Origin of the sequence: Pseudoalteromonas luteoviolacea (assembly GCF_021654285.1) — a bacterium.
GTDB lineage: Bacteria > Pseudomonadota > Gammaproteobacteria > Enterobacterales > Alteromonadaceae > Pseudoalteromonas > Pseudoalteromonas luteoviolacea_J.
The window spans coordinates 99,034-121,100 of sequence record NZ_JAKFZS010000005.1 but is presented as its reverse complement, the minus strand read 5'-3'; the positions used below and the strand labels follow the sequence as shown (position 1 = coordinate 121,100).

21 protein-coding genes are annotated in these 22,067 nt (G+C 42.3%); 13 read left to right on the top strand and 8 right to left on the bottom strand.

Going from position 1 to position 22,067, the window contains the following annotated elements; all coding sequences use genetic code 11:
- Positions 1-166: 166 nt before the first annotated feature.
- The 7 genes from tgt to L1077_RS05950 all read left to right on the top strand — a co-directional run bounded on the left by tgt (position 167) and on the right by L1077_RS05950 (position 8,174).
- On the top strand, positions 167-1,297 hold the full coding sequence (tgt, locus tag L1077_RS05980; protein WP_063361509.1) for a tRNA guanosine(34) transglycosylase Tgt: 1,131 nt from the start codon (positions 167-169) through the stop codon (positions 1,295-1,297).
- A gap of 32 nt (positions 1,298-1,329) precedes the next feature.
- On the top strand, positions 1,330-1,668 hold the full coding sequence (yajC, locus tag L1077_RS05975) for a preprotein translocase subunit YajC (protein WP_237136001.1): 339 nt from the start codon (positions 1,330-1,332) through the stop codon (positions 1,666-1,668).
- 21 nt (positions 1,669-1,689) lie between these two features.
- Positions 1,690-3,549 carry a protein translocase subunit SecD gene (gene secD, locus L1077_RS05970; protein WP_237136000.1) on the top strand — a complete coding sequence of 620 codons (1,860 nt, stop codon included), beginning with the start codon at positions 1,690-1,692 and terminating at the stop codon, positions 3,547-3,549.
- An 8-nt stretch (positions 3,550-3,557) separates the two neighbouring features.
- Positions 3,558-4,499 carry a protein translocase subunit SecF gene (secF, locus tag L1077_RS05965; RefSeq protein WP_237135999.1) on the top strand — a complete coding sequence of 314 codons (942 nt, stop codon included), beginning with the start codon at positions 3,558-3,560 and terminating at the stop codon, positions 4,497-4,499.
- Between the two features lie 123 nt (positions 4,500-4,622).
- Positions 4,623-5,192, top strand: coding sequence for a hypothetical protein (locus L1077_RS05960; RefSeq protein WP_237135998.1), 570 nt, complete (start codon positions 4,623-4,625; stop codon positions 5,190-5,192).
- A gap of 232 nt (positions 5,193-5,424) precedes the next feature.
- The gene (locus L1077_RS05955) at positions 5,425-7,164 is read left to right on the top strand and encodes a bifunctional diguanylate cyclase/phosphodiesterase (RefSeq protein ID WP_237136119.1); all 1,740 of its coding nucleotides are present in this window, start codon (positions 5,425-5,427) and stop codon (positions 7,162-7,164) included.
- 215 nt (positions 7,165-7,379) lie between these two features.
- Entirely contained in the window at positions 7,380-8,174 is a 795-nt protein-coding gene (locus L1077_RS05950; protein ID WP_237135997.1) for a substrate-binding periplasmic protein, read from the top strand.
- Between the two features lie 4 nt (positions 8,175-8,178).
- Here the strand turns inward: L1077_RS05950 and L1077_RS05945 are convergent, their stop codons facing one another.
- The 5 genes from L1077_RS05945 to L1077_RS05925 form a co-directional block, all read right to left on the bottom strand.
- A complete protein-coding gene (locus L1077_RS05945) occupies positions 8,179-8,793 on the bottom strand; it encodes a hypothetical protein (protein WP_196760683.1) in 615 nt (204 codons plus the stop codon).
- Positions 8,794-8,818: 25 nt separating this feature from the next.
- The gene (locus L1077_RS05940) at positions 8,819-8,974 is read right to left on the bottom strand and encodes a hypothetical protein (RefSeq protein ID WP_237135996.1); all 156 of its coding nucleotides are present in this window, start codon (positions 8,972-8,974) and stop codon (positions 8,819-8,821) included.
- Positions 8,975-9,320: 346 nt separating this feature from the next.
- Entirely contained in the window at positions 9,321-10,952 is a 1,632-nt protein-coding gene (locus L1077_RS05935; protein WP_237135995.1) for a methyl-accepting chemotaxis protein, read from the bottom strand.
- 147 nt (positions 10,953-11,099) lie between these two features.
- Positions 11,100-11,810, bottom strand: a complete 711-nt coding sequence (rsuA, locus tag L1077_RS05930) for a 16S rRNA pseudouridine(516) synthase RsuA (protein ID WP_237135994.1) — start codon at positions 11,808-11,810, stop codon at positions 11,100-11,102.
- 49 nt (positions 11,811-11,859) lie between these two features.
- A complete protein-coding gene (locus L1077_RS05925; protein WP_063361516.1) occupies positions 11,860-12,189 on the bottom strand; it encodes a 5-carboxymethyl-2-hydroxymuconate Delta-isomerase in 330 nt (109 codons plus the stop codon).
- A gap of 202 nt (positions 12,190-12,391) precedes the next feature.
- On the opposite strand from L1077_RS05925, the gene L1077_RS05920 reads away from it, so the two are divergent.
- The 5 genes from L1077_RS05920 (at position 12,392) to L1077_RS05900 (ending at position 16,890) form a co-directional block, all read left to right on the top strand.
- Positions 12,392-13,177 (top strand): hypothetical protein, encoded by a 786-nt coding sequence (locus L1077_RS05920; protein WP_237136118.1) that lies wholly within the window; start codon positions 12,392-12,394, stop codon positions 13,175-13,177.
- Positions 13,170-13,793, top strand: a complete 624-nt coding sequence (locus L1077_RS05915; protein ID WP_237135993.1) for a LysE family translocator — start codon at positions 13,170-13,172, stop codon at positions 13,791-13,793. Before L1077_RS05920 ends, L1077_RS05915 begins: the two co-directional genes overlap by 8 nt.
- A gap of 8 nt (positions 13,794-13,801) precedes the next feature.
- Entirely contained in the window at positions 13,802-14,299 is a 498-nt protein-coding gene (locus L1077_RS05910; protein ID WP_237135992.1) for a gamma-glutamylcyclotransferase family protein, read from the top strand.
- A 12-nt stretch (positions 14,300-14,311) separates the two neighbouring features.
- Positions 14,312-15,868 (top strand): serine hydrolase, encoded by a 1,557-nt coding sequence (locus L1077_RS05905; RefSeq protein ID WP_237135991.1) that lies wholly within the window; start codon positions 14,312-14,314, stop codon positions 15,866-15,868.
- Between the two features lie 104 nt (positions 15,869-15,972).
- On the top strand, positions 15,973-16,890 hold the full coding sequence (locus L1077_RS05900) for a histone deacetylase family protein (protein WP_237135990.1): 918 nt from the start codon (positions 15,973-15,975) through the stop codon (positions 16,888-16,890).
- Positions 16,891-16,894: 4 nt separating this feature from the next.
- Here L1077_RS05900 and L1077_RS05895 read toward each other — a convergent pair whose 3' ends face one another.
- Positions 16,895-17,197 carry a DUF4144 domain-containing protein gene (locus tag L1077_RS05895; RefSeq protein ID WP_237135989.1) on the bottom strand — a complete coding sequence of 101 codons (303 nt, stop codon included), beginning with the start codon at positions 17,195-17,197 and terminating at the stop codon, positions 16,895-16,897.
- A 77-nt stretch (positions 17,198-17,274) separates the two neighbouring features.
- Here L1077_RS05895 and L1077_RS05890 point away from each other — a divergent pair, with 77 nt between their 5' ends.
- On the top strand, positions 17,275-19,791 hold the full coding sequence (locus tag L1077_RS05890; RefSeq protein WP_237135988.1) for an EAL domain-containing protein: 2,517 nt from the start codon (positions 17,275-17,277) through the stop codon (positions 19,789-19,791).
- On the opposite strand, the gene L1077_RS05885 is transcribed toward L1077_RS05890, so the two are convergent.
- Positions 19,767-20,579 (bottom strand): DUF2797 domain-containing protein, encoded by an 813-nt coding sequence (locus L1077_RS05885; RefSeq protein WP_237135987.1) that lies wholly within the window; start codon positions 20,577-20,579, stop codon positions 19,767-19,769. The genes L1077_RS05890 and L1077_RS05885 overlap by 25 nt on opposite strands.
- A 193-nt stretch (positions 20,580-20,772) precedes the next feature.
- Positions 20,773-22,056 carry a phosphoribosylamine--glycine ligase gene (gene purD, locus L1077_RS05880; RefSeq protein ID WP_237135986.1) on the bottom strand — a complete coding sequence of 428 codons (1,284 nt, stop codon included), beginning with the start codon at positions 22,054-22,056 and terminating at the stop codon, positions 20,773-20,775.
- Positions 22,057-22,067: the final 11 nt, after the last annotated feature.

The following is a 22,067-nucleotide window of genomic DNA, read 5'->3' as shown; positions in this document are numbered from 1 at the left end:
TTTACAACCAACGCTTTTTGATTTGTGACTTTATTTATCCCTTTTTAGCCCCAATATTAGAATTGCTCGGGCTTTATTGGTAGAATCTGGCAGTTTACATGGCCTGTTTATTAGTAGGGGTCATTGGTTGAGTTTTGTTGGACTGTTTTTCCGACGCGAGGTAGTTATGAAATTTGAATTAGATTGTACGCATGGCAAGGCACGTCGCGGGCGTTTAGTATTTGATCGTGGTGTAGTTGAAACACCTGCATTTATGCCTGTAGGCACTTACGGCACAGTAAAAGGTATGACGCCAGATGAGCTAAAAGACACTGGTGCACATATTTGTTTAGGTAACACTTTTCACTTGATGCTGCGCCCTGGTACTGAAATCATAAAGCAGCACGGTGATTTGCATGATTTCATGAACTGGGATAAGCCAATTTTGACTGATTCAGGCGGTTTCCAGGTGTTCAGCCTAGGTGCAATGCGTAAGATTTCTGAAGAAGGCGTGCTGTTTAAGTCTCCCGTGAACGGTGAGAAGATCATGTTGTCTCCAGAAAAAGCAATGGAAGTACAGCGTGACTTGGGCTCAGATATCGTCATGATTTTTGACGAGTGTACCCCATACCCTGCAACGGAAAAAGAAGCGAAAGATTCAATGGAGCTATCACTTCGTTGGGCAAAACGTTCTAAAGAAGCACATGGTGATAACCCATCTGCTTTGTTTGGTATTATTCAAGGCGGTATGTACCCTGAATTGCGTGCTGAATCGCAAAAAGGGCTAGAAGACATCGGCTTTGATGGCTATGCCTTAGGTGGTTTATCAGTGGGCGAGCCAAAAGAAGAGATGGTTAAGATCCTTGACCACTGTGCGTATAAAATGCCAGAACAAAAGCCTCGTTACTTAATGGGCGTGGGCAAACCAGAAGACTTGGTTGAAGCTGTTCGTCGTGGTATTGATATGTTTGACTGTGTTATGCCCACGCGTAACGCGCGAAATGGACACTTGTTTGTTACCGATGGTGTGATTAAAATCCGTAACGCTGTTCATAAAACAGATACAAGTCCGCTTGATGCGGAGTGTGATTGTCACACATGTAAAAATTACTCACGTGCGTACCTGCATCACCTAGATAAGTGTAATGAAATTTTAGGTGCGCGTTTAAATACTATCCACAACTTACGTTACTATCAGCGTTTGATGGAAGGTATGAGAAATGCCCTGACTGAAGGGACATTTGATGAGTTTGTCGCTGACTTTTATGAGCGCAGAGGGCTGCCAGTGCCGCCACTTGCTGATGTAGAAGCAGAATAAAGTTTTATATAAAAATTAAATGAGGAAGAGCAATGAGCTTATTTATTTCTAGTGCCCAAGCAAGCACAGCGGCAGCCGCGCCAGCTGGTGGTGGTATGGAAATGCTTATCATGTTGGCTATTTTCGGTTTGGTATTTTATTTCTTAATTTACCGTCCGCAGGCCAAACGTGTGAAAGAGCACAAAGATCTAATGGGTGCACTTGGTAAAGGCGATGAAGTCTTAACGTCAGGTGGTCTAGTTGGTAAAGTTTCGAAGGTTGCAGAAGACAAAGATTTCGTGGTAATTGCCCTGAATGATCAAGTTGAAGTAACTGTACAGAAGTCAGCAGTGGCAGCCGTTTTACCTAAGGGTACAATGAAGTCGCTATAACAATAACAAAGGGATAATCCAGTGCTAAACAAGTATCCAATGTGGAAATACTTGCTTGTGCTCGCTGTTTTGGCCGTTGGCATTCTTTATGCCACCCCTAATATGTATGGTCGGGATCCGGCCATACAGATTTCAGGTAAGAAAGGGGCCAGCGCCGATTTAAGCGTACTTGATCAAGCAAATAAAACACTTCAAGACAATAATCTACCTATCAAATCTGCTGTCCTAGAAGAAGGGCAAGTTCTCATTCGCTTTAAGAATGTAGAAGATCAGCTTAAAGCACAGGATATCCTGCGTGGCGCACTGAGCGAAGACTACATTTCGGCTATTAACATGTCTCCAGCACAACCAGACTGGCTCAAGAACATTGGTGCAAATCCAATGAAGTTGGGTTTGGATCTCAGTGGTGGTGTTCACTTCACAATGGAAGTAGACATGGCAACGGCATTAGGCAAAGCCCGTGAGCAAATGGAGCAAGATTATAAGAGCGATTTGCGCGGCGAAAAACTTCGTTATCGTACTATCCGTGAAGTTGCAAATAGCGACCGCGTTCAGGTGGTGATGCGCTCTATTGAAGACAAAAAGGCCGCTGAACGCTTTTTGAAAAAGCGCTACCCCGGCAATGTTTTTGTTAACGACAGCAGTAACGAACTGGCGTTTTTCTCTAGTTTAAGTGATTTGAAAGTTCGTGAATTACGCGACTATGCTATCAAGCAAAATGAAACCATTATTCGTAACCGTATTAACCAGTTAGGTGTTGCTGAGCCAAACGTACAAAGACAGGGTTCTGAGCGTATTATCGTGCAACTACCTGGTGTACAAGATACGGCGCGCGCTAAAGAGATCCTAGGTGCAACCGCGACACTCGAGTTCCGTGAAGTCGATGATAGGGCAGATACACGTACTGCTACACAGGGCCGAGTGCCGGCTGGCAGTGAAGTGCTATATCACAAAGACGGTTACCCTGTTGTACTGAAAAAGCGAGTGGTCCTTGAAGGTGTTCACATTACAGGTGCACAATCTGGTATGGATGAATATCAACGTCCTCAGGTAAGCATTAACCTTGATAGCAAAGGTGGCGCGAAGATGAATGCCTTTACCAAACGTGCGATTGGTAAGAGCATGGCCACGGTATTTATCGAGTATAAACCTTCTGGCAAAAAAGATGAGAATGGCAAAGCACTACCGCCTATTAAGGTGGAAGAAATCATTAACGTCGCGACGATCCAATCTCGTTTAAACAATTCATTCCGTATTACTGGTATTGATAATCCAGCTGAAGCCCACAATTTGAGCTTACTACTCAGAGCGGGTGCATTGGTTGCGCCAATTCAAATCGTAGAAGAGCGTACTGTTGGACCAAGCTTAGGCCAAGAGAACATTGAAGCGGGTATGACAGCTGTGGTATTAGGTTTTGCATTTGTGCTTGGTTTCATGCTGATGTACTACAAGGGTTTCGGTATTGTTGCAAACTTAGCACTTGCGGCTAACTTAGTGATGATCGTCGGTGTGATGTCTATGATCAGTGGTGCAACCCTAACCTTACCTGGTATTGCGGGTATCGTATTAACCGTCGGTATGGCCGTTGATGCGAACGTACTAATCTTTGAACGTATTCGTGAAGAGCTAGCTGATGGCAGAAGTCCACAGCAGGCTGTTCATTACGGTTATGACAGCGCATTCAGCACGATTTTTGATGCCAATATTACCACGTTAATTGCAGCGGTTATCTTGTTCTCAGTGGGTACAGGCCCAATTGCTGGTTTCGCAGTGACGCTTGCGATTGGTATTTTAACCTCAATGTTTACAGCGATCATTGGTACTCGTGCCGTGATCAATGCCTTCATCGGCGGTAAACGCATCACGAAACTGTCGATATAGGAGCGAGCATGCAATTATTAAAATTATCGAGCACTATTCGCTTTATGTCGGCAAGAAAGTTGTCGATGGCATTTTCAGCGGTCTTGATTTTGGCTTCTATCGCGTCATTTATGGTGAAAGGTTTAAACTTTGGTTTGGACTTTACTGGCGGTACCGCGGTTGAAGTAGGCTTCTCACAACCAGCTGACTTACCTAAAATCCGTAAAGTGTTGGCTGAAAATGGCTTTGCAGATGCGGCTGTGACCTTATTTGGCTCAAGCCAAGAGGTATTGGTTCGCATTGCACCACGTGAAGATGTCAAAGCAGAAACCATTGGTAACCAACTTATCGATGCACTAAAGCTGGCAGATAGCAGTGTTGAGATGCGCCGAATTGAGTTTGTTGGCCCAAGTGTTGGTGAAGACTTAAAAGAGCAGGGTGGTCTTGCGATGCTGACTGCACTTTTATGTATCTTGGTGTATGTGGCATTTCGATTTGAATGGCGCTTTGCAGTAGGCGCGGTTGCGGCACTTTTCCACGATGTGATCTTAACAATGGGCCTGTTTTCGCTACTTGGACTTGAGTTTGACTTAACGATTTTAGCGGCAATCTTAGCGGTAATAGGTTACTCACTGAATGACACCATTGTTGTATCTGACAGGATCCGTGAAAACTTCCGTAAAGTGCGTATTGATGACACCTTAGAAATCATCAATATTTCACTCACGCAAACGATGAACCGTACACTTGTTACCTCTATTACAACCATACTTGTATTGATCGCTCTGTTTGTATGGGGTGGCCAAACAATTCATGGCTTCGCGACGGCGTTGTTATTTGGTGTATTCATTGGTACCTATTCATCAGTGTATGTTGCGAGCTCTGTTGCGGTGGCAATGGGTGTGAGCAAAGAGGATCTGATCCCAGTTGAAGTTGAAAAAGAAGGTGCGGATTTAGACGCAATGCCTTAATAAATGCCTATGCAGTTATGCTTGTTAGCTGACTGTTAGGGTAAAATTCAATTTTCGATCTGAATCAAGAAGGCCACATTTATTGTGGCCTTTTCTGTTTCAAAATGATGACAAGGCTGTATAATGAGAATTGTTATCAATAATAATGAATTTGAGGATTATATGTATAAACAGCTAGGAATTGCATGCGCAGCTTTAGCGCTATTTGCATGTTCAGAACAACCAAGCACACAAGCGGCCAAGACTGAAGTACAAGCACCTGCAAACGACAATGCACTAGGCCAATATAAAACTCAGGCAACTTCACTGTTAGCAAACATCAGAGAACACAAATCTGCGACAGATCTTGAACAGGAATCTGCAAACCTAGTCGCTACCTCGCGCGATTTATTAGCTGATTTTGTGACTAAGTATCCACAGTGTAAAGATTACTTAGATGCGCTTGATAAAGCTGCTGACATTATTCCTACGCTGCCTCTAGAAGAGATTGAATCTGGTTACCATGAAGATGGTAAATTACCTGAGTACAGCGATCCTGTTTGTTATCATGCGAAAGACCTATTAGTGCACCCAGCAACAGTGCAGGCGATTGCTAAACTTGGTTTCACTGAGAAAACGCATTATGAAGATGCAGAACTTGAAATTGTTGAAGTTATTGCGCATTTTGGCCAAGTTGAGATGGCATTAAAATAATCTCATAATGAGATGAAAACACCGTTTTCATCTCACCCTTCTTATTTTCGGTCTACTTACTCTCTTCATATTTATCCCCAATATTGGTAAATACCATTGGATTGCAATCTAACTGTCATAAATCTTTGATATTTTGCTCGATTATTAAACACTTGAATTGAGTTTGGTTGTTTCAGTGGACCCTTTAAACGTCATATTGGATGACATTCTGCGAAATGAAGCTGTATATCCAATGTTTCAACCCATTTTTGATATTGCAAAAGAGCAGATACTTGGCTTTGAAGCATTGAGTCGCGGTAGTGTAAACAATGAGTTAGCGCAACCTGATAAGATGTTTGCGGCGGCCAGTAAGTATGACCGACTATCTGAACTTGAGCTGCTTTGTCGTAAAAAAGCCATCGCCCAGTTTGCTGCATTAAACTTGCCGGGCAAACTATTTTTAAATGTGAGCCCTAAAGCCTTGCTCGACCCTCATCACCCAAAAGGGGAGACGTTGCACCTGATTGAAGAAGCAGGCTTAAATAGCAGCCGTGTGGTAATTGAGGTGACAGAGCAAGATAAAGTGGATGATGGTTTTCTGTTGCTAAAAACCATATCGCATTATCGTCAGTTGGGCTTTCAAATTGCGATAGATGACTTAGGCGCGGGTTACTCTGGGCTAAAGCAGTGGTCGGAACTTTGTCCTGATTTTGTCAAAGTAGATCGTTATTTTATTGATTACTGCGATCAAAGCATCGTGAAAAGAGAGTTTCTTAAGTCCATCATTGAGCTTGCTAAAGCAACCAATACAGCTGTGATTGCTGAAGGTATAGAGCGTGATGAAGAATTAAAATTGCTCAAAAAAATGGGGATAGTAAACGCGCAAGGGTTTTTATTGGCAAGACCTAGCGCTGAGTCTAACGATTTAGCGATTGATCCTCGTGATATACTCAATGCGCAATTTCAATCAGAACCTGCTGCGAGTCAATTCGAACAGTCCATGGCCATTGGCTGGCTGGCTCACGATGTGCCTGCGATTCATATGAGTACGCAGTGTATAGATGCCCACCGTCGTTTTGAACAGAATAAAGGCCTGACAAGTCTCGCAGTGCTCAATGATGCGCGACAGCCTGTCGGGCTATTACATAGGGATCAGCTTACAGAGGTCTTTGCGGCACCTTATGGTCACGCATTATTTGATAAAAAGCCTGTCGTTAAATTGATGGATAAACAGCCTCTGATCGTTGATGAACAACAGCAGTTAGATTTTGTCAGTCAGCTCATTACTGAAAATGAATTTGATATTAGGCGACATATTGTTATCACTAAAGAAGGTGAGTATATAGGCTTGGCGCCTCTTCGGGATATTTTAAAACATATTACTGAAGATAAAATCCGCCATGCGCAGCATGCAAACCCGCTCACTATGTTACCGGGCAATGTCGCCATTAATGAGGCCATAGAACAGCGTCTTCGTGCTAAGCACCGTTTTTCATTGGCTTATATTGATTTAAACCACTTCAAACAGTTTAACGATTTGTATGGCTATGCCAGTGGAGATAGTGTCATTAAATTGCTAGCTGATGTCACTCTGCAGGTATGTCAGCACAGTCAGTGCTTTGTCGGGCACATTGGTGGAGATGACTTTATGGTGGTGTTTGATCAAGCCGATGCTGAGTCGCTTTGCCATCAGATCATTGAGCAGTTTGAAGCGCGTTCTAAATCTCTATTTACGCCTGAGCATGTTGCAGCTGGTGGCTACTGGGCTACTAATCGAGAAGGGCAAAAGCAATTTGTACCGTTACTGACTTTATCTATTGGTCTTGTGAGCCCTGATGTAGAGTCCTGTAAAAATAGTCACCAGGTAGCGGCTTTGGCAACAGATGCTAAAAAAGAAGCTAAGCGTTATCGCAATAGTTATTTATTTGTCTGTAATCGTCGAAAGCCGAGTGCGCCAATGGTGAGGCTTGAAACAGCAGTTAATCATCTTTAATGCAATTACACAGTACGACTTTTGAGATTATAAGCAAAGAGTGGAATAATCTGTGCGAATGATACGGTGAATTTAATTTTCGTGAACAAACTTATTGCTTCAAGGCGATATATTATGAAATATATATACTTAAGGCGAAGGGAAATTCTCGCTTATGTTATATATAGTAATTTATACCGTCGTAGTTACTGAGTAACTTAATAGGTTTGGGGAAGATGATGATCAGACAGTTTATTGGCTTTTGCTTACTATCTTTGGCTTGTACGAGTGCAGCACAGGATGTAAAAGAAACAATTTATGTCGCTAAAGAGCAGCGTCCACTTTATGATCGCGACCTATTTCTGTATGAGTTGTTACAGCAAGCTTTGAAAGCAGCTGAATACGACGTAAACATTGAGCATGTCAAAGTACATCCTCATCAGCAGCGCACTCTAATGGCTTTAAGTAAAGGGCTAGTTGATTTGCACTGGAGCATGACAAGCCCAGCAAGAGAAAAGCTGGCAATAGCAGTCAAATTTCCATTATTTGATGGCCTAATCGGTAAGCGCGTTCTCATTATTCATAAAGCACAATATAAGCGCTTTAAACGTATTACAGAGTTAGCGCAGCTGAGCAGGTTCACTGCGGTGCAAGGGCATGATTGGCCAGATACAAAAATCCTTTCAAGCAATGGCTTGAGCGTTAAACCCATTGTAAATTATCAAGCCATGTTTGATATGGTCTTACACAAGAAGGCGGATTATTTCCCTCGCTCTATCGTTGAGGCACAATCTGAGTTACTCAATCAAAATAACCCTGCACTCATGATAGTGCCGGATTACTATTTGTCTTATCCTGCTCGTTTTTACTTTTTCGTGAACAAGGATAAAGCTGAGCTTGCTAAAAACCTTGAAATAGGTTTGAAAAAGTTGAAGCACAGTGGTGCTTACAATGCATTACTGCAGCGTTACTTTGATCTAAACATGCTATCTAACAGTCATATGCTGCCTTTAACAAACCCTTTTCATTAATATATCAGCGCCGGATAGAAGGCACTTTAAAATCATAGGCTTCTTTATAGGTCAAAAAAGTGAGTACAACGAGTACACCGCAAAATATTGAATAATTTAAGTAACCTGTCACATCGAACGCATAATAAAAGAAAGTCATATCGTAGCCTTTACCGTTGCGTATATAATTTTCGATTAATGCGAAAAAACTAATTGCAGCGCTGATTAAGCATAGCCAGGGTAAAATGCTATCAGCAAAGGTGTAGCGTATTTTGTGTTTGGGAAACAATCGCTTTGAAATCTCAACTCGGTATGTCAAAGGTACTAAAATTATGAGTTCCTTAAACAAATGCACGCCATAGATGAGGCTATTTTGTATTAATCTGTCACCTGGTGTAGATACTAAGCTAATTAACCCAGTTGTAAAAATAATGTTTTCAAATAAAACTGGGATCATCGCAATGAATGAAATTGAACATATGTTAACGTCTCTTAGTCTGTGCCCTATCAAAAATACTAAAGAAATAATTGATATATAAGCCAAAAAAAAGAAGTAGGTCGCGTCTTGAATAATAAAGATCACTACTACCATAACTACATAAGGCAGTAGTAGATCTTTGAATGCAAACTGTTTTGCCATAAATAATGCTTAACTTAAAAACTAATTAAGAGTTTTTGATGGGCGATGCTGCCCTATGGTTTGAATGTACAACAAGCATCTCTTGTCGGGTTTTTCGCCCTTCTGAAAAAGGGTCCGCTGGACCTAATAAACCTGAACCGCCCGCAATTAAACGGCATTGTTTGTTAGCAATCATCTTCATAGTGATTATCCTTATTTCATTATCGTCTAGTCAGCTAAATGAATGTTAAACATTCTTTAGTTTCCAATGGCAACAGGCACAACGCAAGCCTTACTGCTTTACCAGAAGAAGCGTCACAAAGCCTAATAAAAAAGAAGTGTTTCTTGGTGTTACCCTCACACTTAATGGTCGATTTTATATGGGTGACTCATTGAATTTAACACCAAATAATTTGGAGTTAAACATTTTTTTACAAAAAAATAAGATGCTAAATTCAGGCCAGTTTGTGTAAAAAATTACCCAAAATAGAAAAGGTAGAATGTCCCCATTCTATTTTGTAAAATTGATTAATGATAATCTTGTGATATTACAACTTAAATTTCGCCATTTCGCTTTCTAACTGTGTCGCTTGTGCTTTAATGCTGTCTGTTGCTGTGTGTGCTTGTTGCGAGACACTGGCTGTTTGAGAAGCTGTGTCGGAGATGATCACGACTCGTTTGGCGGTATCTTCGCCTGCGGTTAGCTGCTCTTTTGCTGCCAATGCTATTTGGTCACTCATTTGAGAAATAGCACTTAATGAAGTGGCGACACTACGTAACGCTTCACTTGCTTCCGATGACATAGTCACTGTCTTTTCACTGGTGGCGATACTTAGAGCAACGGATGACTTTGCTTCTTGGGTAGCTGATTGTAAATTACCTATCATGGTATGAATTTCTTCGGTGCTCGACTGAGTTCTTTGCGCCAGTTGGCGTACTTCATCAGCTACGACGGCAAAACCTCGACCTTGTTCTCCAGCTCGAGCGGCTTCAATGGCGGCGTTTAGAGCAAGTAGGTTGGTTTGCTCTGCAATACTTTGTATGACACTCAGTACGTTTGCAATGTTGTTAACCTCTTCATCGAGCGCTTGAATATTGTTTCCAGCACTGTCTATCTGTTGCTCTAAAAGGGCGATTGCTTCGGTGGCATTGGAGGTCAGCCTATCTGCATTTTGTCCTTGGTTTTCGGCTTCCTGAACTGAGAATGCGGCTTGTTCTGCATGTTCCACGACAGTTTGGGCTGACGCGGTGAGCTCGGTAATAGCCGAAGCGACCATCTGTGTTTCTTCACTGAGACTTAAAGTTAAGCTTTCTAAGTCATTGGACCGTGCCTCACCATCAAAGCTCTGTTCTTTTAATTTGTCACTGACGACCATTAATCCGCTCACAACGCCCTTTAAACCATCTTGCATATAATGCATGGCTGCCATGATGCTGTAATCTTTGGCATTTGAGGTGTCAATTCGCGAAGTTAAATTACCGTGGGACACTTGCCTTACGATATCGAGCACATCATTGAGTTCTGCGCCAAGCTTATTGGAGAGGGATAGGCCATAACGTGCAACGGTAAAAGTGAGTGCAATCGCAATGATCAATGAGAGGGTTAGTAACCAGCTTGCTGTTTCCCAATATCTTTCATCTACTTCTTTGTAGCTGATCCCGGTGCCAACGTACCAACCAAATAGAGACGTTTTCTGTACAACAGAGGTGAGATCTACAACTTCACCATTTCGTTCAGAGTTCCAGTGGTATGTAATAATTCGATTGGTGTTATTTCCTACTTTGCGCTCTACCAGTCTGCCAATACTGTTACCGCTGGCGTCTTTGAAATCATTGAAGCTTGTACCGTGTAATTGAGGGTCATGAGGTGCGGCAACAAAGTTTAGTTGCTCATCAACAACATAGACATATTCAGAGTCGTGATACTTGTTTTCTCTTAATATTTGGGCTGCAAGTTTTTTGGCTTCTTGCTCGGTTAAGTCGCCCGACCTGACAAAGTTTTCAAATTGCTCAACGATGTTGACTGTACTTTTCATCAATTGATTAATGCGTGCAATGTTATCTGTTTCGCTCGCATGGCGAAGTGATTGTAGCCCAAGCACAGCAACAGAAATTAAGGCGATAAAAATTGCTGCTGCGAAAAAGATTATTTTTAGTCGTAAAGTCAGGGTCGAAAACACAATATGCACCTTAGCAGAGTCAGTTAAAAGTTGATGGCACTCCTACCTTTATGATTTATCATGTTTGAGCGCGCTATGTAAGTAGGGCTTAACCGTATATAAGTAAAAATTAGATGATTTTTACTCATATGACGACTTTATTGCGGCCTATTTTGCATTGATTATGTCAACTTCTTGCTGAGTCAATGGGCGATATTCACCCTGTGCCAGATTGGTGTCCAATGTGATGCCACTTATTTTTTCTCTATGCAATTCAACTACATGGTTTTCAACGGCTGCGAGCATACGCTTAACTTGATGGTATTTTCCTTCGCAGATCGACAACCGTAACGCATATTTATCAATCGCTTCTGCCTGTGCTGGACGGGTCAGTTGCTTTTCATTATGTAAAGCGACGCCATGGCGTAGTTTTTCTAAAGATTCTTCGGTAATTATTTCTTTTGTTTCAACAAGGTAAGTCTTGAATTTTTGTTTTTTTGGGGAGGTGATTTGATGTGACCAGTCGCCATCATTGGTGATTAATACCAGCCCTGTTGTATCTATGTCTAGCCTACCCGCGACATGAAAATCTTTTAAGTTCGGCTCATTAAGCAAGTCAAAAACAGTGGGGTGCAATTCATCGTGATTAGCACACACATAACCTTGAGGTTTATTGAGCATGAAATACCTTTTACCTAGATACTTCAGTTGCTTACCACTTACTTCGATTAGGTCATCAGCACCTATTTGCACGTCACTTTTTTTTGTCACAATGCCATTTATTGCCACTTCTCCTTTTTTAATGAGTATTTTTACTTTGCTGCGAGGCAGTTCATTTATGTGGCTGACAAATTTATCTATACGACATGGAAATTTCATTTATTTACTCTTGTTAAACGGGTCCAAATACTTACGTATTATGAATGATTTAATTTTTGCGATAAATAGCAGGATCTAAATCATACGGATGAACGCTTAAACTTACCGATTCAGGCAATAAACTTTCTAGTGTGCTAAGTAACTTTTCGCTGAGTATTTGTTTTTGCGCTTGTGTTCTACCGACCAATAAGTGGACTTGAATGTGAACAAAGTCCAGCTTGCCACTGCCAAGAATACATTCAGCAAATGCAATTCGACGTGTCTTTATGGTTTGCTCATCAAACAAGTTAGTTTCTATGGTGCTTTGATGTATAGATTGGGTTAAATGTGTAAGGTCACACTGCAGCGAAGCTGAGTGTTCGATAATGATATGTGGCATAGTCTGTTTTAATTGCTTATGAAGGGTGACTATAATAAGTGGCTTCTGCAGCTTATCCAAGTCAGAAATCAAATCTAAACAAAGCTGATGGCTAAAGCCAGACAAGGTTTAATGCTATTTAATCATCTGCTTACCTTGCTTTAACTTAATGTGACTTGGTAAGGTGTTGAGTAATGATTATCTGGTCGTGTCGATTGAATATATGTTATCAATTTTTAAACCCAAACCATTATTAGAATCTGAAGAGTCGCAATCTTTGGTCGAGCTGTTTCTATGGGCGGCTGAGCATTTTGATAGTGAGTATTTTTTAAAAAATACTCAGATTGTGCAGCCAACAGAGCAGTATTTTCCCGATCGTGTCACAAGCGTCGATGAAATGGCTCAGTCCGTTTTTCAGCGAGTCAGAAGCTACGCAGGTTTAACACAGTGGCCGATAGCCTTAACGTCACCGCAAATGATGTCAATGCAGCAGACATTTCCTCGTTTTTCGTTGTCAGGCGGGTTGCGAGGAGAGGAAGTGGCATTAGTCAATAAACCAAGCTTACCAGTGCACGTCTCGTATAATCCAAACCAAATCAATCAACCACAAGATCTTGTGGCAAGTATGGCGGGAAGTATGGCGTTAATACTCATTCACCAAGTTGGTAAAGTACCGCCAGGCGGTCAGCAAAACTTACCGGTAGCAGCGGATGTACTGGCGATATTTATGGGGTTTGGCACCATGATATGTAATACCGCCTATCATTTTAGAGGTGGATGCGGGTCGTGCTATAACCCGTATGCCAACCGTCAGGCAGCACTTAATGAACAGGAAAGTATATTTTTGCATGCGTTAGTATGTCACTTTAAAGGCGACGAACAGGGCGGAAAGCATCTGAAGCCTCATTTAAAGGGCATGTTCAAAAAAGCGCAAAAGCAACTAAAAAAAATATTACAGACCTCTGCGGATCCTATGCTGTTAGCCCTTGAGGATCGCAGCCGTGCTTGAGTATCTAGATGAGTTTTTAATTATTGCTGTTGCACACTTTTTTGCAGTGGCAAGCCCAGGGCCTGATTTTGCGATTGTGTTAAAGCAAAGTGTACAGCAAGGGCGAAGAAATGCGCTTTATACCAGTGCAGGCGTCGGTTTAGGGATTTTTGTACATGTTTCATACTGCTTGTTGGGGGTGGCACTTGTGCTGTCAAAATCTCCAGATTTATTTAGTTTATTCAAGTATGCTGCGGGTGCCTATTTAGCATACATGGGAGTGCAAGCCCTTAGAGCACAAAAAAATGTTGAGCCAATGGAATCTATCCAAGGGGCGAGAGATAGTGAGTCTGACTTTAAAGCTCTAAGACGAGGGTTTTTAGTGAACGCCCTTAACCCAAAAGCAACGCTATTCTTCCTTTCATTATTTACACTCATGATTGATCCAGAAACACCACAGGCTGTACAAATTTTTTACGGTTTGTATATGGCTTTGGCAACTTGGGTTTGGTTTTCGTTATTGTCCGTGTTTTTATCCAAATCTCGAGTAAGAAGTTTTTTCCATCGTGCCGGACACTGGTTTGATCGTGGGATTGGTGTTGTTTTAATCTTGCTGGCTATGCGCGTTGTTTTATAGGGGGAGAAATGGGTAATGACGAGTATTTATATTTTGCATACGGCTCAAATTTGTCGTCTCTAAGGCTCAAGCAGAGGCTACCTCACGTTAAGCTAAAAGGAATTGCCACACTACAAGGATATCAGCTTACTTTTGATATGCTCAGTACTGATGGCTCTGCGAAGTGTAATATCATCAAAAGTACTGAGCAGAGCGTGGTTTATGGCGCGGTATATGTCTTGAGCCATGCGCAAATATCTCATTTAGATGATATCGAAGGGTCGCGTTATGACCGTGCTCAATTCAACGTATTGATGGGAAAAGGCAGCCATGCCTGCGTGCATTGTTACGTTGCGAATACATTCATAAATAAAGAGCTCCCTTTCGATTGGTATACGCATCACGTCCTTGTTGGGGCACAAGAGCACGGGTTTCCAAGCGACTATATTGAAATGATAAAGATGCAAAAAAGCACCGCAGATGCGGATATAAAGAAACAAGTATTAGAATTAAATATATATAAATAAGGCAATATGGATATGAGAAAAGCTCTTTGGCGCACGTTATGCTGTGCAACGACCTTGATAATGGGTAGCAACGCTGTTGCTTTGACGGCGCCTCAGTTGTCTGAGGTTGAGAAATCAGTTCAACAGGCTATGGATAGTTTTGAAATTCCTGGGCTGGCAATTGGGATAGTGCATGACGGCAAAGTGGTTTTAGCAAAGGGATATGGGATCAGACAGTACGGTAAGAGTGACATCGTTGATGAACATACCCTGTTTGGGATCGCATCTAACAGTAAAGCATTCACGGCCACAGCACTTGGGATGCTGGTCGAGGAAGGTAAATTGAATTGGGACGATCCGGTAACAAAGCATTTGCCTGAATTTCAGCTTTATAGCCAAGCGTTGACAGAGCAGATGACGATTCGTGATTTGTTGAGTCATCGCAGCGGCCTAGCATTAGGCGCTGGGGATCTAATGATCTGGCCTGATACCGACAAATCAATAAAAGAAATTTTAGCAGGGCTAAAACATATCAAACCTGTCGCGCCTGTACGCACTGAGTATCACTATAACAATTTGATGTTTGTGGTCGCCGGGGAAGTCGTTGCCAGAGTAAGTGGTGTTAGTTGGCACGAGTTTATTGAAACACGGATTTTTCCACTGGTGGGTATTAACAACTCTTACGCGTCTTTCTCTCGCATTGATAAAGGCAATACAAACTTTGCAACTGGCACAATTAAGTATGACGAACAGTTAGAAGAGTTTGTCGGTGATTATTTGGAAGATTTTCGCGGGGCAGGTGCCATCTCCTCTAATGTCACAGATATGACAAAATGGTTGCAAACACAGGTAAACAAAGGAAAAACCCCGACTAGCAAGCAATTAATAAACCCTGAAACACACCAGTACTTGTGGCACCCGCAGATAATGAGGATACCTAATGAGTCGGATCGTGTTGCGTTTAAACAAGATTTTAAAGGATATGCACTAGGCTGGGCGGTTGAAAGCTATTTTGGTTATAAGCGCGTGGGTCATATGGGTGGAATTTTAGGTATGGGTTCACAAGTTGCTATGATCCCAGAAAAAGGTTTGGGTGTGGTTATACTCTCTAACCAGCATGCTTACCCTGCAATTAGAGCAATCACCAATGAGGTGTTTGAACAGGCACTTGATTTAGAACCCAGAGATTGGGTATTAGATAGTTATCAGGAGTTTAAGCAAAAGCGCGCATCATTATACGCTAATATGGGCCCGAAAAAGGTGGCTACGAAAACAGCGAGCCTGCCACTTAGCGACTACACAGGTACTCTTCGTAGTCCGTGGTATGGTGATGTCATTGTGGAGGAAATTGCAGGCCAGCTTCATATCGATTTTACCCATACAAAACTTTTGAAAGGGACATTGCATCATCACGATGGCAATACATTTGTGGTTAAGTGGCATGAAAAGCTGCTTGAGGCAGATGCCTATATCCATTTTAAGTTGAATGACAAGCAGCAAGTACAAAGCGCTGATATGGAGTGGGTTAACCCTAAGATTACGGACTTTAGTTTTGATTTTCATAATTTAGATTTAAGGGCGGTACCGTAATCTTATAAAGCAAGTTTAGGGGCGTTAAATATCACACCAAAGTATCAAGGTACGCTAATGTCTACTTTGATACACTGTTAATTCAGAATTTTAAGGACAGCGATATGCGTACAGCGATTATATCTCACCCACTTTGCCGCAGACATAAAATGACGGCAGAACACCCTGAGTGCGCAGAGCGTTTAGACGCTATTGCAGATCGTATTTTAGCGTCTGGGTTGGATATTGCTGTCACGCACTTGATGGCCCCTAAAGCAGAGGTGTCTCATTATGCTTTAGCTCATAATGAGGCACATGTTGAGCGTGTTTTAAACTCTATCCCTGAGCAAGGGCTGGTGGATTTAGATGGTGATACCTGGCTATGCAAAGACTCGTTAAAAGCCATAGAGCGAGCAGTGGGGGCAGGGATAATGGCCGTTGATGAAGTGCTAGAAGGCCGTCATGATGCCGCTTTTTGCTCAGTGAGACCGCCAGGCCATCATGCATATGAAGATCAGTCTGCGGGGTTTTGTGTCTTTAATAATGTCGCAATAGCCACTAAATATGCACAAAGTAAAGGTGTTAAACGCATCGCTATTTTGGACATTGATGTACATCATGGAGATGGCACTCAGGCAATCGTTAAATCAGATCCCAATGTGCTCTTTTGTTCGCTATTTCAATATCCGTTTTACCCTAATACTGAAATAGAAAATACGGATACAGTTGTTAACTCTCCTCTACCAGCTGCCAGCGATGGTACCGATCTGCGTGCGTTATACACCCAGCAGTGGCAGCCTAAACTGCGTGACTTTCAACCTGAGCTCATTATTATAAGCGCAGGCTTTGATGCGCATTTAGAAGATGATATGGGCGGGCTTAAATTTGTTGAAAACGATTATGCTTGGCTTACTTTGCAGATTGCGCAATTGAGTAAAGAGCTTGACTGCCTCGGTATCATCTCTTATTTGGAAGGGGGATATGAGCTGTCCTCACTCGGTCGCAGTGTTGAAACACATGTGAGAACCCTTGCCGAATACTAGCGGTCTACACAGTTTCTCTCATTAAACTAAATACCTGTTCTAGCTCTGTAATTTGTATTTTTGCAGTGCAGCACTGTCCTTCCTCAGCTAATTTTTGTTGCACTAATAGCGTTAAAAACTCATAACTAAGCGGGGCTTTTCCCTGTCCATTTAACCCTGAAAAACGGCCCTCGAAATCTATACATGTTGCTGTTTTAGTTTGGGTTTCAGACAGGTAATAGAGACTTTCTTGTAAATCTTCTTCGCACTCAATGTACTCTATACTTTGGTCGAATATCAGCACTAATGGGTATGATTTAATCGTCATTATTTGTTCTCAGTCAAAGTTAGCGAAAGACAGCTTAGTATACTCAAGATGGTAGTTAGAATGCGAGGAAAGTGCTTATGATAGGTGACTCACGTCAGCTGAAAATTAAAGACGTGTTTTCGACTAGCTTATTATCATGTGATGAATCAACCAGTTTATATGATGCATTAGTAAAAATGCGTCAGCACAATGTCAGCTCGATCTTTGTTACGCATCAGGGTTGTATTGTGGGCATATGGACTGAGTCTGATTGCGTGAAACTAGATCTAAAGCGTATTCACCTTTCCCAGCTGCCAATTAGGCAGGTCATGACCTCACCCGTTCATGATATTTTGCTTGATATGACACTTAGCGAAGCAACCATCAAATTACATCAACTTGGGATCAGGCATTTACTGGTTAAAGACTACAATAATGAGCCTTCGGGCGTTGTCTCTTTATCCGATATTGTTCGTAACCAAGGCTTGGATCATTATCTGCACTTTCGCCCCATAGAAGATCACTTTGACAGCGATGTGAGTGTGCTAGACAGTTGTCAGTGTGTTAGTGAGGCGATTGAAGTCATGCGACATAAACGAGCAACAGCGGTATTGGTCTATCACGAACAGTTGAAAGAGTATGGCATTATTACCCAGCGTGATATTGCGTATGCGATTTTAGAGCCGCACTGGCAACAGCCATGCTGGGAGTTAGCAAGCTTTCCTATGCTGTCTATGACGCCGGATGAAAGTCTATTTGATGCATATAGAAAGATGACTGCGAAATCGATACGTCACCTTGTTGTACGTGATAAATCTACCACCCAAGTTGTTGGTTTATTAGCACTAAAAAATGTCCTTACTGAAATAGAAACAGCGTACTGTAGTGAGTTAGAAAATGTACTAGCACAGCGAGATATTGCCCTTCGTAAATCTGAGAAAAACCTCTACCTTGCTAATAGAATAATCGACGCTTCATTGGATGGCATTATGATCACCCGCAGCAGCGGCGAAATCATTCAAATCAATCCCGCATTTAGTGCATTAACCGGCTATCAGGATTATGAGGTGATAGGTAAGAAGCCTAGCATTTTGAGTTCAGGTATGCACGACGAGGGCTACTACAACACAATGTGGGCGGCGTTAAAAGAAAAAGGGGTTTGGCAAGGCGAGATCTGCAATAAGAAAAAAACGGGAGATATTTATGTTGAGTGGCTCACAATCATAGAAATTAACGACCCTTATAGTGATGAAATCCTCTATGCAGCAATATTCAGTGATATTACTGAGCGAAAGAATGCAGAAGAAAAAATTGCGCGTTTAGCCTATTTTGATGAACTAACTGGACTACCAAATCGCCGATTATTTTATGACAGGCTCTCCATGGCATTGGCATCAGCGCATCGCGACCAGCATAAAATCAGTGTTATGTTTATTGATTTAGACCGCTTCAAAGAAGTGAATGATACGCTCGGACACAGCGCTGGGGATAAACTGCTAATGCAAGTGAGTGAGCGGATCAAAAGTATTCTAAAAGAAGGAGATACCCTTGCTCGACTCGGTGGAGATGAGTTTGTTGTACTTCTAACTGAAGTGGCTGATATGGACTCTGTTGTGTCCTTTGCTGACAAGCTGTTATTGCAATTTAATAAGTCTTTTAATCTGGGAAATATTTCAGTCGCTGCGACAGCATCACTGGGGGCATCTATGTATCCAGACGATGGCTCAGACAGTGAAAGCTTACTGAAGCACGCCGATGTAGCCATGTATCGCTCTAAAGAGCTGGGGCGGAATTCATTTCAAATGTATAAAGCGTCTATGAATGCACGTTCGCTTGAGCGCTTATCCATGCAGAGCCGCTTTCAAAGTGCACTTGAAAATGGCGAGTTTGAGCTTTATTTTCAGCCACTAAAGTGTCTTGTTAGCGGCCGTGTAACGAGTTTGGAGTGCTTATTAAGATGGCATGATCCTAACCTTGGCATGATTTCCCCCGCACAGTTCATCCCATTGGCAGAGGAGCTGGGTTTAATTGTTAAGTTAGATGAGTGGGTTATCGATAGGGCATGTGCTCAGCTGGCACATTGGCGAAAGATGAATATTGATGTTAGGCATTTAGCGATTAATGTTTCTGCGCAGCATTTAACACAGGGCGATCTTGTTACTACATTGCACAATGCCCTGAGTAAGTATGAGTTAGAGGGAAACCAAATTGAGCTGGAGCTCACTGAAGGCTGTTTTATTAGTAACTTTCAATGTGCCAAGGATGTGCTTAGCAGTGTCAAAAAAATGGGAGTAAGCATTGCATTGGATGATTTTGGCACGGGTTATTCGGCGTTAAGTTATCTTACTAAGTTACCGATAGATATTTTAAAAATTGATCCTAGCTTTATCGCAAAAATCCCTGATGAGTATGGCAATAGTGAAATTGTCAGCGCGATTGTGGCAATGGCCAAAGCATTGAAATTACATGTGGTGGCAGAAGGGGTAGAGAAGCAAGAGCAAATGCGCTTTTTACAAAAGTTAGGCTGCCATGCTATGCAGGGGTACTTGTATTGCAAGCCGCTTTCACAAGCGGCTTGGTGTGAGTTCTATCAAGCAGAGAAATTGATTTCGTAGGAAGTAAACTTACGAATATTAATGACGCCTTTTTCAAAAATGAGGTATTGCCCTTTAATGCCTTTTAATACACCGCTCACGGTCGGCTCTTTATCAAAGTTAAAGGAGCTAATTTTTGTTGGGTAGTCCTCAACAGGGAAGGTAAGGTCTACAACCTCTTCATCTAAACGTTCAATGGCCGTTGCACCAAATAGCTCAGCCAGCTCGTCGAGCTTTTCTTGGATCTGAGGAATTAATTCTTGTGCACTTTGCTTGAGGTCTACTTCAGGATTAATGCCTTTTAGCATGTTTCGCCAATTAGTTTTATCTGCAATGAAATTGGCCAGGGCAACTTCCACTAGCCCAGACTGGAGGCGTGTTTGTACTTTAAAAATTGGTAATGCCTGGGTCGCGCCTTGATCGATCCAGCGAGTTGGGATCTGTGTATGGCGTGTGATGCCGACTTTGAGGCCAGATGTATTGGCTAAATAGACATAATGAGGGATCATACAATTGGCCTCTCCCCACTCTGGCTCTCGGCATGTGCCTTGATCATAGTGACATGTTTCAGGCTTCATGATGCACATATCGCAGCTAGCAAGCTTTTTCATACACACAAAGCAGTGGCCCTGAGAATAGCTTTTTTTGGTTTTTTTACCACAACTGCAGCAATAGATATTACCCGTAAAAGTTAAGGTAATTTCTTTGTCAAAATAGTCATTGAGATTAACCAGCTCGTCGCCAATTGGCAGCTGATATTGAATTGGATTGGTAAGGCTGGCTTTTAGTTTACTTAACGTGCCCTGCATCTTTACGCCCCTAAAGATGATACAAAAGGAGATCCTAGCAAGTCAGTTGGAAAATACCAATGGTAAATTGAAAAAAATTAGATATTTCAATAGTTTGAAATTGATATTGGTTTTTGTTTTTATTTGCGTTTTGGTATCGTAAATAAAAAACGGCTCATAGAGAGCCGTTTTAGTATATTCATCTAATTAAAGATCACTGCTCACGAGCTATAGCACGATAAGCGATGTCTGTGCGGTATTCTACACCGTCCCAGTTAATGTCTTTAACCAGTGCATAAGCACGTTTTTGTGCTTCTGTTACAGTATGGCCTAGCGCTGTAGCACATAAAACACGTCCACCCGCTGTCACGACATCATCCCCTTGCTGCTTAGTGCCTGCATGGAATACTTTTTCACCTTCAGAGTAATTAACCTGAAGACCTGAAATTGCATCGCCTTTTGGATAGCTAGCTGGGTAGCCTTTTGCAGCTAGTACAACACCAACAGCGGCTCTAGGATCAAATTGAATTTCAGTTTGATCTAGCTCTTGGCGGTTTGCCGCCTCAATCAGTGACACAAGGTCTGATTGTAGACGCAGCATGATTGGCTGTGTTTCAGGATCACCAAAACGGCAGTTATATTCAATAACCTTAGGTGTGCCATCGGCTGTGATCATCAAGCCCGCATACAAGAAGCCAGTGTAAGGGTGGCCTTCAGCTGCCATACCTTGTACTGTTGGATAAATCACTTCATTCATAATACGGTCGTGAATGTCTTTTGTCACAACTGGAGCTGGAGAATATGCACCCATACCGCCTGTATTTGGACCTTGATCGCCATTATATGCACGTTTGTGATCTTGGCTGGTGGCAAAAGGTAGCACGTTTTTACCGTCAACCATGACGATAAATGACGCTTCTTCACCTTCTAAGAACTCTTCAATCACCACTCGGCTGCCTGCATCGCCAAATGCGTTACCTGCAAGCATGTCACGGATTGCTTCTTCCGCTTCCGCTTCGGTCATCGCGACGATAACGCCTTTACCTGCTGCTAGCCCATCTGCTTTAACAACAATCGGTGCGCCTTGCTCTTTGACATAAGCAATCGCAGGCTCAATGTCAGTAAACGTTTGGTAAGCCGCTGTTGGGATCTGATGCCTTGCTAAAAAGTCTTTGGTAAATGACTTTGAACCTTCTAGCTGTGCTGCTGCTTGAGTCGGGCCAAAAATAGCCAAATCTTCAGAGCGGAAGCGATCCACAACGCCTATTACTAGTGGTGCTTCAGGGCCAACGATAGTGAGCTCAACTTTGTTTTCTTTAGCAAATGCAACCAATGCATCTAAATCTTCAACGCCAATTGCAACGTTTTCTAACTTTGGTTCTAAAGCCGTACCAGCGTTACCTGGTGCTACAAATACAGTTTTTACTGATGGGTTTTGAGCGGCTTTGAACGCAAGCGCGTGTTCACGGCCGCCGCTGCCAATGACAAGTACATTCATGGCAAAGTATC